Raw genomic sequence first — 14,445 nt, 5'->3', positions numbered from 1 at the left:
CGGTACGGCGGGAGACGCGATTGCGACTGCTGTATCTCAAGCGCCGCACCGACTGTGTTACTAAACGCCGACTCGTTGCGCTGGCGCCGGTTCTGCCGTACCCCGGTGGCGCAGCGGACCGCGGACGGTGGATGAGCTCGGACACGACGGGCGTGCAAGCACACTGGCCCTCCTCGACCTCATGGCTGACCGCTACCGGTGCTCCGGCCCCGAAAAGAGCTTGCGGTCTCTCGGGCCAGCGGCACGTTCACCCGGCCAGCCAAGGCGCAGGCTGCGGACCGTGCTTCCTCCACCCAGATGCCCCTGGCGGTCCTTGATCAGCAGCCTTCGACCTGTACGCGTGGCCCGGCCCGGAGCCGGGCGAATAACCAGTTCAGGCGCACGTACTGGGCTTGCTGGCCCAGGCGGAGCCCGCACCGTTGCAGGTCAGACGCTTGGTCATCAGCGTGATCGCCGCCCAGGTGATCAGTGTTTCGGAGTGCTGGACGAGCCGTTCGTAGTCCCTCGCGTGCCGGCGAGCGTTCATCATCCATGCCAGCGAGCGTTCAACGACCCAGCGGCGGGGCAGCAGGACGAACCCGGAGGAGTCCTTCGGGCGGGAAACGGTCTTGATCGTGAGGTTCAGATGCTTCTTCGCCCAGGTAATGAGCTTGCCCGCGTAGGCGCGGTCGGCCCAGACGATGGTGATCTCGGGGTGCATGAGACGGAGACGGAAGAGGACTTCCTTGGCCGCGGCGGAGTCATGCAGATCGGCCGGGGTGACCATGACCAGCAGCGGCAGGCCGCGGGTGTCGACCACGAGATGCCGTTTGCGGCCATTGATCTTTTTGCCTGCATCGTAACCGCGGGAGTCCTTGCCGACGGTCGATGCCGCTTTGACTGACTGCGAGTCGATGATCGTCGCGACGGCTCTGGGGCCTTTGCCCACCTCGCGGCGGATCCGCTGGGTCAGGGCGTCACGGATCTGACCGATGACACCGCGGGCAGCCCAGCGGGCCATGAACCCCCAAACGGTCCTCCAGGGCGGGAAGTCCGCGGGTAGGGCCCTCCACTTGCAGCCGGTGTCCACGACATATCGAATCGCGTCAACGATCTCGCGCCGGGGGTGCTTCTCCGGCCGGCCGCCGCGGGCGGTGTCGCAGGCCGGCAGCGGCAGCAGCGGTTCGATCAGGGCCCACTCGTCATCCGTCATGTCCGACGGATAGCGGCGCTGACGCACTTCCCCTCCCGTCTGTGACCTGCTGCGGGGCCGGCCGGCTTCGCCGGTCGGCCCCGTGGATCGGTCAGGCGCTGGCGATGAGGTCGAGGGTTGATTCGATGGAGTTGAGCTGGGCGACGATGTGCCGTACCCACTTGTCGTTCGGGTGGGCGGCGGCGTGCGGGGCGACCGTGCCGGTGATGAACCGCCGGAACTGGGTCAGCTTCTCGCCCACGACCTGCCGCTCGTAGGCTTCGAGCGCGGCCCGCTCCGCTCCGAGCTGGTAGCCGTCGAGACGGTTCCAGATCAGCGGAGGCCAGCCCTTGGACGCGGCCTCGTCCTTCAGCGCGGCCAGGCCGGAGCGGACCTGGTGCGGGGAGAGCGCGCTCGCACGGACCAGCTGGTGAAACTCCAGCCCGGCCGGGCGAGCCTCGAACAGAACGAAGCGGACGGTGTCCGCGTGCCGTCTGGCCGCGTCCCCTTTGCGCCGGGAGGCGCGGGGCACGACTACTCGCCCCGCAGGATCGCCGCGAGCTCGTCGTCCATGTCGACCTTGCCGGTGTCGACCGCCGTTTCGATCCAGTCCAGAGTCGCTTTCACCTTGGCTACGTTCTGGTGGACGATGGTGCGTTCGTCCTCCGACAGTTGGCGGTCGCGCAGGCCGGGGACGGTCCGGCCAGCTGCGGCGACGAACGCGTGGAAGGCGGTCACCAGGTCAAGGAACTCCACCGCCCGGTCGATGTTGCGGACTGCCGGGGCGACGGGGTTCGTGCGCTCGAAGTGGTCAAGGGCTTGCCGACTGCGCTCGGCCTGGGCAGAGTTGACCTGGAAGCGGGCGGTGTCATCGCTCATCGCCTTGAACGCGACGTCCGGCCTGCGGAGCAGGCTGGTCGCGGCGGTCGTCGCGACCAGCTCGTCGCGGGTGAATTCCTCCACCACCCGGACCTTGTCCTCCGAGGACACCTTGGCCGCGACCTGGGGACGCTTCAGGAAGTCGGTGGTCACCGCAGCCGCGACCTCGGCGTCCCGGGCCAGCGAGTGGATCGCGGTAACCTTCTCCTGCGGGGTGATGGGCGTCTCGACCTGCTGGCCGACCTGTCGATTGGCGTCGTCCTTGGTCCAGCGGGCCTTTCCCTCCGGGAGCGTCAGGATCGTCGCGAACCGCCTCTCCTCGTCCTCGATACTCGCCAGCGACCGGTGGACCGTGTAGGACGCGAGCTCGGGACGGCGTCGTTCCTTCGGCCACCGCGACGCCACCCACCTGGCCGTCTTCACCGTGGAGAACCTCAGGCCGATGTCCTCGGCCAGGCGCGTCAGCGATTCCTCGACCGTGTACTCGCTGTCCCCGGTTTCGCCGCCCCGCTGCCGCATCGGTTCGACCTCCAGGGCCCGGTCCCCGATCGTGAACTGGCCGCGGGTCTGCTGTTCAACGACGTCCCGCAGCTCGGCCACGATCTGCTCGTAGCGAGACTGGCTGACGGCGCCGATGGTCTCGTTCTCCTCGGACATGGCTTTCACCATCCAAGTGCGCTCCCTGTCACGGCACTTCGGGCCGTGACAGGACAGGGACCGCATCTGTTTCCGAGAGTCAGACCGTAAATACGAAGATCGCAAGGAATGACCGCAATTGACCGTTCCGTGAACGAAACTGGTCCAAGGATGCGTTCGCTCAGTGGTCACTGTGCACGATCCGCGTACGGATCCTTCCGCTTCCGCCAGGCCCCCACGACGCAGCGCCGCGAGCAGAACCGGGCGTCCGAACGACGGTCGACACCCGCCACCCAGCGGGCCCCGCACTCGGGGCACTCGACCAGGCCGACCTTGTCCCGGACAGCTGCCAACCGCTTCCGCAGCCGCTGTTCCTTGCGCCACTGCCTGGAACGACAGACCGACGAGCAGAACACCGCCTCGGGCCGGGCGTCCGGCCTCAGCCGTTCACCACAAGCCCGACAGTCCCTCACTCTGGCCCTCTCGGCCCCCTCAGACACCGGTCCAGGCTAGGGGGCAAATCTACCCAGAACCTTGGATCGGAAACAGCTACTCAGGGCCGGCACGTTCTGGATCAACTCCTACAAGACCATTCACGTGGCGGTGCCCTTCGGCGGGTTCGGCGACTCCGGGCACGGCCGGTCCTCCGGTCCCGGTGTGCTGGACGAGTACACCCAGACGAAAGCCGTGTGGACGCCGACCCGGGCCGCGGGTTCGCCGTTCCCGTCCCTGAGCTACTGAGGAGGCCCCGATGACCACCCTCCTCACGCGGAAGGACGGCGGCACCCGGACCCGGCAGACGCTGCCGATCGCGGGCCTGGCACTGGTCATCGCCCTGGTCGTGCAGTTCCTCGGCGAGCTGGACATCGATCTGGGCGTCGGCTCCGTCATCGTCTTCCCCATGGTGTGGGGCCTGTTGCTGGGTCTGCTGGTTTCCCTGCAGAGGGTCCGGCCGCTGGGCCTCCCTCTCCAGAAGGTGGCGGCGGCGCTCGTCGGGGTGGCCGTCATGCTGCTCGTCGCCCGGCTCGCCTTCAACATCGGGCCCAGCCTGCCCACCCTCGCCGAGGCCGGACCCGCGCTGCTCCTCCAGGAGATCGGGCACCTGCTCGGCACGGTCGCCGTGGCACTGCCGCTCGCGGTCGCCCTGCGCATGGGAAGCGCCACGGTCGGCGCGACCTTCTCGCTGGACCGCGAGCCGTCCTTCGCGATGGTCTCGGAGAAGTACGGGCCCGACTCCGACCAGTACCGGGGCGTGCTGGCGATGTACGTCTTCGGCACCATGTTCGGAGCGGTCTTCATCACGCTCCTGACCTCGCTGGTCGCGAACTGGAACATCTTCGACCCGCTCGCGCTGGCCATGGGGGCGGGCGTCGGTTCCGGGTCCATGATGGCCGCGTCGTCCGCCAGCATCGTGGCCGCGCATCCGGGCGACGAGCAGGCGATCCTCGGCATGGCCGCGGTCTCGAACCTGATCACCACGATCCTGGGCGTCTACGCCGGCATCTACGTCGCGCTGCCGCTGGCCGACCGGTTCTACCGCTTCCTCACGCGTCGCCGGCGCGAGGGCGGACCCGCCGGGGACACCCCGGGCGGGGGCGGTGCCCCGGGGAGCCGTCAGGAGGACGGCGCGGCCGGCAACCGTGCCTTCCGCGAGGACGTCGCCGCGGCCTCCGGCGAGGTCCGGATCCCGCTGCCGCTGTCGCTCGGCGCTCTGACCGTACTGGGCGTGGGCACCGCCTCCGTCGCGGCCGGGCACGTCGGCCGGGACATCGTCGGCGGCTACGGCGTGCTGCTCGCCCTGGTCCTGTCCGGCCTCTTCCTGGCCAGGGTCAGCCGGAAGGTGTCCGCCATCGTGTGGATCACCACGGTCGGCGCGTACGTATCCAGTCCCTGGTTCTTCGCCTCCGGCACGCTGAACCGTCTCGTCGGCTCGGTGGACTTCCTCTCCATCGCCACGATCATGCTGACGCTGGCGGGTCTGTCGCTGGGCAAGGACCTTCCGCTGCTGCGCCGCATCGGCTGGAAGATCGTCCCGGTGGGCCTGGTGGCCATCACCGCCTCGTTCCTGCTCTCGGTCGTCATCGCCGAGTTCACTCTCGGGGCGTGGGGCTGACCGTCTCCTGCCCGGTGAACGCCGGCACGGGAGCGACGGGGCGGTGAGACCCTGTCGCTCCCGTGCCTGCCCGTGCTCTCCTACTCCGGTCGCACCGGGTCGCTCCTGCTGCTCTCGGGCCCGCGTCCCGCCATGTTCTCGGCGGTGACGGTGAAGGTGTACGGTTCGCCCGCGGTGAGGCCCTTCACCTCCGTCTGCGTGGCCCCCGCACCGGCCTCGACCGGCGGGAGCGGCTTCCCGTCCCGGTAGGGCGTGATCAGGTAGCCGGTCACCGGTACGCCGCCGTCGAACGCCGGAGGCTTCCACCGGACGGTGGCACCGCCCTCACCGGCCGACGCCGTGACCGCCCCGGGGGCTTCGGGGGCCGAGGGCACGGCGTGCACCTCGAACTCCTTCAGTCCGTTGTTGAAGCCCGTGCCGCCCTCGGTCTGGAAGCGCACCCAGTCGAAGGTCCGCATGGGGAACCCGACCGTCATCGGCCCCTTGGCGGGAATGTCCTCCACCTCGACCCTGCTGCCGTCGGAGAAGGTCAGGACGCCGCCGTTGACGTCGTCCTTCGTCGTCCGGTCGGACAGCACGATCCGGTCGGCCCGGATCTCCTGCGGCCAGTTCAGCTGCACCCACGGGTCGAGCTCTCCGCGCGAGGCCCAGTCGGCGCCCCCGTCGGCACCGCCCGGGGTACAGCCGTCGAAGACGTTCTCGACCGGGTATTCGGCGCTGTACACGGAGGACGCCGTGGCCTCGACGCCCGGCCAGCAGGCGGCGTTGCCCCGCAGCTTGGCCTTGTCGAGGCCGATGTCGACCAGCTTGGAGGCGGTGGCGTCCCCGCTGTCGGCGGAGACGGCGGTGACGCGCACCCGGCCGTCTCGGTGGTTGACGGTGAGGGTGCCGTCGTCGTCGATCTCCGCCTTCTCGGTGGGGGATCCGTCCGGCTCGGTCACCGACCAGAAGACCTCCTTGAGGGTGGCGTCGCCGGGTGCGACGGCGGCCTCGAAGCGGCTGTCGCCGTACGGTTCGTCGACCTTGTCCGGGCCGTCGAGGGTGATGTCCTCGACGAACGTGGGTGTGTGCCCCGCGGACTTCGACCGGGACGGCGGCAGGTGCTCCGTGCCCCATTTCTTGTTGGGCTCGGCGCCCATCCACAGTTCCAGCGTTCCGCCGTCGGCCAGCCGGTCGTGCCGGAACCAGGCGTTGTCCAGCCGCTTGCCGTCCAGTCTCGCCCGCTGGATGTACATGTTCTCGGCCGAGTTGTGGTGCGTGACGATGCGGAACTGCTTGCCCTTGTTGTAGTGCGGGTCGAGTTTGACCGTGATCTCGTCGAAGACCGGGGAGGTGATGTCGTAGACGGGGTCCCGCAGGCTGCCGCCGGTGACCTCGAACAGCCCCATGGCCATCAGGGAGCTGAGGGCGCCCATCTGGCCCTGGTCCTCGTCGTAGTGGCCGTATCCGTCGTCGGTCGCGGTCGAGCCGTAGGTCTTCTCCTTGACCTGCCGCACCCAGTACTGGCTCAGCCACGGCTTGCCGACGTAGTTGAACAGATGGGCCATTTCCAGGCCGGGCTGGTTGCCGTAGGAGACGTGGCCCTCGCCGTACTCTCCGATGAAGTTGTGCTTCTCGGCCCTCGTGAAGGCGTAGTTGAGCTTGTCCGCGTACGCGGTCTCGCCGCCCATGAGGTTGGCCAGGCCCATCACGTCGTGGGTGGTGAACCAGGTCGCCTGCCAGGCGTTCGCCTCGACGAAGTCGTCCGGCGCGAGCGGGTCGAAGGGGGCGCGCCAGCTGCCGTCGGCGTTGCGCGGGCGGATGAAGGAGGTCTCCTCGTCGTAGAGGTTGCGCCAGTTGCGGGAACGGTCCTGGAGGTACTGGTGGGTGTCGGTGTCGTCCCAGGCCTCGAACTCGTTCAGGCCGACATTCTCGCCCTCGCCGCCGGTGGCGGTGAACTTCACCGAGGTGACGGTCCGTTCCTTGAACCGGACGGTCTTCTTGGCCCCGCCGGCGGGGACGTCCTTCACGTCCACGGTCGACCCGTCGCTGAACTCCAGCCGTCCGGAACGGACGTTGCTGCCGGTGTCGGCGCGGTCGCTGAGCACCACCTGCCGCAGGGTGCGCGGCTTGTCCCAGGTCAGCTCGATCCACGGGTGCTGCTCCCCCGCCGACGCCCACTCGACGTCGGTGGGTGCGCGCAGCGGGCGGCCGTCGACCGCGCGGGCCGCGACGTGCGCCTTGTCCAGTTCGGAGGAGGCCGTGGCCTTCGCGTACTGGCCGGCGTTGATGCCGCGTTTGCCCAGCTGCTCGGCGAACTGCGCCAGCGCCCAGTCCTGGTTGGCGTACTCCAGGGTCTGGCCGGCGCCCTGGCCGGTGGTGCCGTTCGGCACGTAGCCCAGGTCGAGGTACTCGCGGTTGCCGCCGTTGCCCCAGCCCGCGTAGTCGAACCAGGCCTTGTCGAACAGTCCGCCGACCGACTGGGCGTCCATCATCGCCTCGTACGCCAGGTCCGTGTCGAAGTCGCGGATGCCCTTGTTGTAGGCGCCGGTGATGAAGGACGTCACGGGGGAACCGCTCATCACCATCGAGTAGTTTCCGGCGACCGGTCCCCGGGGCAGCAGCTGGCCGTCCTTGTACATCTGCAGCTGCGACTTGACCAGGCTGCTGTAGATCTCCGGATAGGCGAGACCGAGGACGCTGTTGAGGTTCCACTGGGTGAGCCACAGCGCGTCGTAGTTGTACATCGCGAACTCGGGCCGGCCGTCGCGGCCGACCGGTACGCGTGCGACCCGGTTCCTGCCCCAGGTGTTGTCCAGGTAGGCGCCGTCGACGTCGCTGACCGTGCTGCGTCCGCACAGGACGTGGAACAGGTCGGTGTAGAACTTCTCCTGCTGCTGGTCGGTGCCGCCGCGGACGTCGATGCGCCCGAGCATCCGGTTCCACTGCTTCTGGGCGTCCGCCCTGACCGCGTCGAAGTCCCAGCCGGGCAGCTCGGTCCGCAGGTTCTTCGCCGCTCCCGCGGTGCCGGTCAGGGACAGGCCGACCTTCATCTGGACCTGTTCGCCCGCCTCGAGGTGGTCGTAGCGCACGTAGGCGCCCGCGTTGTCGCCGGAGACCTCGTCGACGGGTGCTCCGTCGTCGGTGAGCCTGCCGTCGGACCAGCCGCGCAGGGAGTCGAAGGGCTTGTCGAAGCGGATGTCGAAGTACAGCTTCACCTTGTGGTCGGGGTCGTTCTCGGCGAAGCCCTCGCCGTACTGCACGACGTAGCCCGCGATCTCGCGGTCGCCCACCCTGGTCACGTGGGCGTCGTCCATGATCGCCTCACCGAGGTGGCCGCCGAGGTTGACCAGGACCTCCGCGGGCCCGGCCTTGTCGTAGGTGTAGCGGTGCATGCCGACGCGGTCGGTGGAGGTGAGTTCCGCGTCGATGCCGTACCGGTCCAGGTGCAGCTTGTGGTAGCCGGGTTCGGCGACCTCGCCGTTGTCGTGGTCGACGTGCGACTGCCAGCCCTCGTCGCCCTCCAGCTTGGACACGTCGGTGCCGCTGGTGGGCATGACCTGCACCCCGGACAGCCGCCAGTCGTGCAGGTGGCTGAAGCCCTTGACCTGGTCCTCGTTGCGCCGGTACCCGGTGCCGCGGGAGTTGTGGGTGCTGGTGTCCGGGCGCAGCTTGACCATGCCGAACGGCCTGCTGGCCGACTGGAAGAAGAAGTACCGGCCGATGTCGGCCTCCACCCACGGGTTCACCCGGTCCACGTAGCTCCGTCCGGCACCGGCGGACGACGCGGCCGCGGCGACGGGCGCCTGCACGCCGCCACCGAGCACTCCCAGGACGAGCAGGAGGGTGCTCAGCAGTAACGTCGGGCGGCGGACCGGCCGGGGCGCGGTGGCCCCACCGGCCCGCCCCCCTCTGGGACGACCTGGCATGGAACTCTCCCTTTCCTAGTTAGCGTTAACGTGAGAATCCAGGCCTGGAGCGTCCCGGCTTCACCCGGCCGTGTCAATGACGCGGACACGACCGGATGGCTGCGGGAGTCCCGTCACGGAACCCCACGCACCCCTCCGGAACTCTGCTCCATCGCTGGCACCAGCAGGTCGGGCGCAGGGCCGCCACCACGGGCCCGGGTATGCGGAATTCAGCCTCGGCACATCCGTTGACGCCCGTGCGGCGCGTCGCTAACTTCCGTGTGAACGTTAACTACATCGGAGGTCTTTCGTGTCCAAGGCGGCGACACCAGACGCGACCAGCGCGGTCAGGTCCTCCAGCAGACGGATCTACTTCTTCGGCGCCCTCGGCGGCCTGCTCTTCGGCTACGACACCGGCGTCATCGCGGGCGCCCTGCTCTACATCCGCGACGACCTGGGGCTGACCCCCCTGACGGAGGGAATCGTCGTCAGCTCCCTCCTGGTGGGCGCGATGGCCGGAGCGACCGCGGCGGGCAGGCTCGCCGACAGCCTCGGCCGGCGACGGGTGGGCATCGCCGCTTCGGTCGCCTTCGGCGCGGGCGCCCTGGCCGCGGGGCTGGCGCCCAACACCGCGCTGCTGGTCGCCGCCCGCGTCCTGCTGGGCCTCGGGGTGGGGGCGGCCTCCGTCGTCGTCCCTCTCTATCTGTCGGAGATGGCCACCACGCGCAGCCGCGGGGCGGTGTCGTCCCTGAACCAGCTGATGATCACCGCGGGCATCTTCGTGGCCTACGTGACCAACTCGCTGCTCGCTCCCGCCGAGGCGTGGCGCTGGATGCTCGGCCTGGCCCTCGTGCCGTCGCTGGTGATGCTGGCGGGGCTGGTCGTGATGCCGGAGACCCCGCGCTGGCTGCTGCGCAGCGGGCGGGAGGCGGAGGCCCGCGAGGTACTCGCACGCACCCGGGGCGAGGCGGAGGTCGAGGGCGAACTCGCCGAGATCCGGCAGGTGGAGGCCACGTCCGGGGAACGGGCGGGGCTGCGCGAGGTGTTCGCGCCCTGGCTGCGTCCGGCGCTCGTGGTGGGGATCGGGCTCGCCGTGCTCAATCAGGTCGTCGGCATCAACACGATCATCTACTACGCGCCCACGACGCTGACCAACGTCGGCTTCAGCGACTCGGCCGCGATCTACGCCAACACCGGGATCGGCGCGGTCAACATGGTGATGACGCTGGTGGCCATCTGGCTCATCGACCGGGCGGGCCGCAAGCGGCTGCTGCTGACCGGGGCGGTGTGCATGTGCGCCAGCCTCACCGTGCTGGCGGCGACCTCGCTGCTGCTGCCGGAGCCGGACGGCCCGGGTCTGGTCGGCGTGGTCACGCTGGCCTGCCTCGCCGCGTTCATCGTCAGCTTCTCCGCGTCCTGGGGCGCCGTCTGCTGGGTGGTGATCAGCGAGGTGTTCCCGTTGCAGGTGCGGGGCGCCGCGGTCGGCTTCTGCACGATGCTGCTGTGGACGGCCAACTTCGCCGTCTCGCTCAGCTTCCCGGTGCTGCTCGACGCCGTGGGCATCGGCTGGCTGTTCCTCGGATTTGCGGTGATCTGCGCCTTCGCCCGGGTGTTCACGGCACGGTTCGTCGTGGAGACCAAGGGGCGCAGCCTGGAGGACATCGAGCTCGCCCTGCGTGCCCGGTCGGCCTGATCCCCGCACCGGTGGACATCCGGCCCCGGGCGCGGGGACTGCACCCGGGCCCGAGTGTCGACCGGCCGGGCTCCGGGACGGTCCCGCCGGCCCGCCGTCGTCCGGCGCCCGGTCCCGCGCCGCCTTGACTCGGGCCGACCCCTTCACCGTACAGTTAACGATAACATCAGCTTCGACCCCCGGAGAGTGCCGTGACCCGCCCCTACCAGCGCAACCCCCGCTACCCGGCCGTCGACGGAACGGTCGTCCGCGGGTGGGACGCCGCTGTCCGGACCCTGCCCGCCGGGCCCGCCGTTCTGGCCGTCGACGGTCCGGCCGCACTCGACTGGAGCTCCGTGCACAGCCTTTTGTCCGGCGCGCTCGACGTGCACGGCACACCCGCCCGTTTCGTGGACCTGCGGGAGTACGAGGCGGACTGGGACACGGTCCTGGAGCGCACCGGCGACGGCCCCGGCGCCGATCCGCACTACCTGCCGCTCGCCCGGACCCCGGTCGCCGCGGCGTACACCACGCTGCCCCGGACCGAGCCGTTGGACCAGGGGCTGCTCGTCGTCCTCGGCCCGGGTGCCGCGCTCGTCCGGCACGACCTGCTGTGGTACGCCGACCTGCCCAAACGCCATGCCGAGGCGGCGGTGACCGCCGGGGACCCGGCCGTCGGCGTCAACCTCGGACGGCACGGCGTGCCCGGTGACCTGCGCCGCCTGTTCTACGCGGACTGGCCGGTGCTCGACGCCCACCGCGACGCCCACGCCGCCGGTGTCGACCGCTGGCTGGACCTCCAGGACACCGGGCGTCCTGCCTCGATCGACGGCGCCGCCCTGCGCGCCACCCTCGCGCACCTGGCCGGCGGTCCGGTCCGTACCCGGCCCTGGTTCAACTCCACGCCCTGGGGCGGCCAGTGGGCCGCCACCGAACTCGGCTTCACACCGCGGGGCGGCAACACCGCACTCGGTTACGAGCTGATCGCGCCCGAGGCCGGCATCTTGGTCGGTGACGGGCCCGAGGCCGAGGTCGAAGTACCCTTCCAGCTGCTCTGCGTCCTGCACCCCGAGGAATTCCTCGGGGCGGCGGTGCACGCGGAGTTCGGCACCTCCTTCCCGATCCGCTTCGACTACCTCGACACCGTCCGGGGAGGCAACCTCTCGATCCACCTGCATCCGCGCGAGGAGTACATGCGCGCGCACTTCGGCTGGGCGTACACCCAGGACGAGACCTACTACCTCACGGCCACGGACGGCGCGGACCCGCGCGTCTACCTCGGGCTGCAGGAGGACGCCGACCTTGATCTGATGCGCAAGCAGGTGGTGGCCGCCATCGAGAACGGCGAGGAGATGAACGTCGAGCGGTTCGTCCAGAGCCACCCCGCCGAGGAAGGCCGCCTCTACATGATCCCGGCGGGGACGCCGCACGCCTCGGGCACCGGCAACCTGGTCCTGGAGATCAGCGCCACCCCGTATCTGTACTCCCTGCGTTTCTACGACTGGCTCCGCAGGGGCACCGGCGGAGCTCCCCGCCCGCTGCCCTACGAGCACGCGTTCGCCAACCTCGGCGGGGCCCGGCGGGGCGAGGCCGTGAGCCGCGACCTCATGCAGGAGCCGCGCCTGCTGCGCGAGGGGGACGGCTGGCGCGAGGAGGTGCTCGGCGCGCTGCCGGAGATGTTCTACGAAGTGCGCCGGGTCGTGCTCGAACCGTCCTGCACGGGTGCCGCCATGGACACCGCGGGCCGGTTCCGGATCCTCAACGTCTCCGGTGGGGACGGCGTCGTGATCGAGTGGGGCGACGGCCGTACGCACGACCTGGTGCACGCCGAGACGCTGACGGTCCCCGCCGGGGTCGGTGCCTACCGGCTGCGCCCGCTCGGCTCCCGGCCCGTGCACGTGGTCACCGCCCTGGTCCGGGAGGACAGGTGATGCGGCCGGTGCTGGAGATCGGCGGCACCCATGTCACCGCCGCCCTGGTGGACCTGTCGGCCGGGGCCGTGCACGGGCGGCCGGCCCGGGAGCCGCTGTCCCCGCAGGGCGGGGCCGGGGAGATCCTCGGACGGCTCGCCCGCGCCGCCTCCCGCCTGGCGGCGCCGCCGTCGGCCACCTGGGGCGTGGCCGTGCCCGGCCCCTTCGACTACGCGGCCGGCGTGGCGCTGTTCGAGGGGGTCGGGAAGTTCGACTCGTTGTACGGCACGGACGTCGGTGCGGCGCTGCGCGCGCGCATCCGCCCGGCGCCCGCCGCGCTCCGGTTCGTCAACGACGCCGACGCCTTCGGTATCGGCGAGCACACCGGCGGAGCGGCCGCCGGACACGCCCGTGCCGTGTGCCTGACCCTCGGCAGCGGCGTCGGCTCCGCCTTCCTGGCGGACGGCATGCCGGTCAACGACGGTCCGCGGGTGCCGCCCGAGGGCAGTGCCCACCGGCTCGTCGTCGGCGGACGCCCGCTGGAGGACACGGTGTCCCGCCGCGCGATCCGTGCCGCCTACGCGCGGGCCACGGACGGCGACCCGGACGACGTGCCCGACGTGCGGGGCATCGCTGCCCGCGCGCGGGCCGGGGACGCCCCGGCCGGCACGGTGCTCACCCACGCCTTCCGCGCGCTGGGCACCGCCATGGCCCCCTGGACCGCCCGGTTCGGGGCGGACGTGCTGGTCGTCGGCGGCTCGATCTCGGCGTCGTGGGACCTGGTGGTGGCGCCGTTGCGGGAGGGTCTGTCGGACGGCGGGGCGCCGGGGCTGCGCGTCGAGCCCGCCCTCCTGCCCGACACGGCCTCGCTGCTGGGCGCGGCACGGTGGGCCGCGTCCGCGGCGTCCGGCGAGGAGGGCAGCCGGGGCGTCCGCCTATGATGGTGGGTCCGGGCAGACGGTGAGCGGCTGCCGGTGCCCGAAGGGAGCAGCAACGCAGTGTCCGGGTCCGAATCCGCCGGAGAGCCGCCTCGCCCCACCCCCACGATGCGGGACGTCGCCGCACGCGCCGGAGTCAGCGCGATGACCGTCTCACGGGTGCTGAAGGGGAACGAGGGCGTCGGCGAATCCACCCGTCGACGCGTGCTCCAGGCCGTGACCGACCTGGGCTACCGGCGCAACGAGACGGCACGCAATCTGCGGCTCGGCCGCCACAGCGGCCTCGTCGGGCTCGTGGTCACCAACCTCGCCAACCCGTTCTACGCCCAACTCGCCCTCGGTGCCGAGGAAGTGGTGCAGTCCTACGGTCTGCGGCTGGTGCTGGGCAACACCGCCGAACAGCTCGCGCAGGAGCAGCACCTGGTCCAGGACCTCGTCGCCCGGCAGGTGAACGGGCTGATCGTCGTCCCGGCCGGTTCCGACCAGCGGCACCTGTCCCCCGCACAGCTGGAGGGCACTCCGCTCGTCCTGGCCGCGCGGCCACCGGCCGGCATCGAGGCGGACACCGTGCTGGTCGACGACTTCGGCGGTGCGCGAGCCGCCACCGCACGGCTCGTCGCGGACGGTCACGAGAGGATCGGCTTCCTCGGCAACCCTCCCACCCTCTTCACCGGTGCCGAGCGCTTCCGCGGCTGGTGGTCCGCGCTGGAGGAGGCCGGGCTGCGGCCCCGCGAGGAGTGGGTGCGCCGGGGCCCGTACACCGTCGTCACGGCCGAGGCCGCCGCGCTGGAACTGCTCGAGCAGGCGGACGCGCCCACGGCACTGTTCTGCGCCAACAACCGGCTGACCCTGGGGGCCTGCCGTGCGGTGCGCGGTCTCGGTGCCGGCGCCGCGATCGCCGGCTTCGACGACGTGGAGTCCGCCGACCTGCTGGGGGTTCCGCTGACCCTGGCCTCGTACGCGCCGGACGAGATCGGCCGCCGGGCGGCCCAGCTGCTCGTGGACCGGCTGGAGGCCGGGTCCGCGACACGGCCGACCGGTCCGCCGCGCAGGACGGTCATCCCCACCCTGCTGGCCGTGTACGGCCGCTGAGCAGCAGGGCGCCCGCCCCATCCCGCCCCGGCGGGCGGCTGCCGGCCGGGGCGGGGGAGATGCGGAACCCTACGTTAACGTTACCACTCACAGAGTGACCCGCCGCCACCCTGTGCAGCCGGGACAGCAACCCCTGCCACCTGGGCC

General features: G+C 70.8%; 10 protein-coding genes. 6 read left to right on the top strand and 4 right to left on the bottom strand.

What is annotated here, in order from left to right:
- Positions 1 to 373: 373 nt before the first annotated feature.
- From HZS56_RS23675 to HZS56_RS23665, 3 genes are all read right to left on the bottom strand, one after another.
- Positions 374 to 1,219: an IS5 family transposase gene (locus HZS56_RS23675; RefSeq protein ID WP_308408141.1), complete on the bottom strand. Its 846-nt coding sequence runs from the start codon at positions 1,217 to 1,219 to the stop codon at positions 374 to 376.
- Positions 1,220 to 1,283: 64 nt separating this feature from the next.
- Positions 1,284 to 1,703: a hypothetical protein gene (locus HZS56_RS23670; protein ID WP_019359427.1), complete on the bottom strand. Its 420-nt coding sequence runs from the start codon at positions 1,701 to 1,703 to the stop codon at positions 1,284 to 1,286.
- A 2-nt stretch (positions 1,704 to 1,705) separates the two neighbouring features.
- A complete protein-coding gene (locus tag HZS56_RS23665) occupies positions 1,706 to 2,707 on the bottom strand; it encodes a DUF6192 family protein (protein WP_216722784.1) in 1,002 nt (333 codons plus the stop codon).
- A gap of 513 nt (positions 2,708 to 3,220) precedes the next feature.
- Between HZS56_RS23665 and HZS56_RS23660 the strand changes: the two genes are divergently transcribed.
- Both HZS56_RS23660 and HZS56_RS23655 read left to right on the top strand, forming a co-directional pair.
- Positions 3,221 to 3,427, top strand: a complete 207-nt coding sequence (locus tag HZS56_RS23660; RefSeq protein WP_216722783.1) for an aldehyde dehydrogenase family protein — start codon at positions 3,221 to 3,223, stop codon at positions 3,425 to 3,427.
- Between the two features lie 10 nt (positions 3,428 to 3,437).
- Positions 3,438 to 4,799 carry a DUF3100 domain-containing protein gene (locus HZS56_RS23655; RefSeq protein WP_216722782.1) on the top strand — a complete coding sequence of 454 codons (1,362 nt, stop codon included), beginning with the start codon at positions 3,438 to 3,440 and terminating at the stop codon, positions 4,797 to 4,799.
- Between the two features lie 80 nt (positions 4,800 to 4,879).
- Here the strand turns inward: HZS56_RS23655 and HZS56_RS23650 are convergent, their stop codons facing one another.
- A complete protein-coding gene (locus HZS56_RS23650; protein WP_216722781.1) occupies positions 4,880 to 8,707 on the bottom strand; it encodes a glycoside hydrolase domain-containing protein in 3,828 nt (1,275 codons plus the stop codon).
- A gap of 289 nt (positions 8,708 to 8,996) precedes the next feature.
- Between HZS56_RS23650 and HZS56_RS23645 the strand changes: the two genes are divergently transcribed.
- The 4 genes from HZS56_RS23645 to HZS56_RS23630 all read left to right on the top strand — a co-directional run bounded on the left by HZS56_RS23645 (position 8,997) and on the right by HZS56_RS23630 (position 14,298).
- A complete protein-coding gene (locus HZS56_RS23645; protein ID WP_216722780.1) occupies positions 8,997 to 10,379 on the top strand; it encodes a sugar porter family MFS transporter in 1,383 nt (460 codons plus the stop codon).
- 191 nt (positions 10,380 to 10,570) lie between these two features.
- Positions 10,571 to 12,289 carry a class I mannose-6-phosphate isomerase gene (locus HZS56_RS23640; RefSeq protein WP_216722779.1) on the top strand — a complete coding sequence of 573 codons (1,719 nt, stop codon included), beginning with the start codon at positions 10,571 to 10,573 and terminating at the stop codon, positions 12,287 to 12,289.
- A complete protein-coding gene (locus tag HZS56_RS23635; protein WP_216722778.1) occupies positions 12,289 to 13,209 on the top strand; it encodes an ROK family protein in 921 nt (306 codons plus the stop codon). Before HZS56_RS23640 ends, HZS56_RS23635 begins: the two co-directional genes overlap by 1 nt.
- A 105-nt stretch (positions 13,210 to 13,314) precedes the next feature.
- On the top strand, positions 13,315 to 14,298 hold the full coding sequence (locus HZS56_RS23630) for a LacI family DNA-binding transcriptional regulator (protein WP_216722795.1): 984 nt from the start codon (positions 13,315 to 13,317) through the stop codon (positions 14,296 to 14,298).
- The last annotated feature ends 147 nt before the right edge of the window (positions 14,299 to 14,445 follow it).

Source organism: Streptomyces mayonensis, assembly GCF_018982965.1.
GTDB lineage: Bacteria > Actinomycetota > Actinomycetes > Streptomycetales > Streptomycetaceae > Streptomyces > Streptomyces mayonensis.
Note: the sequence above shows the minus strand (reverse complement) of the source record. Positions and strands in the feature narration are given on the sequence as shown.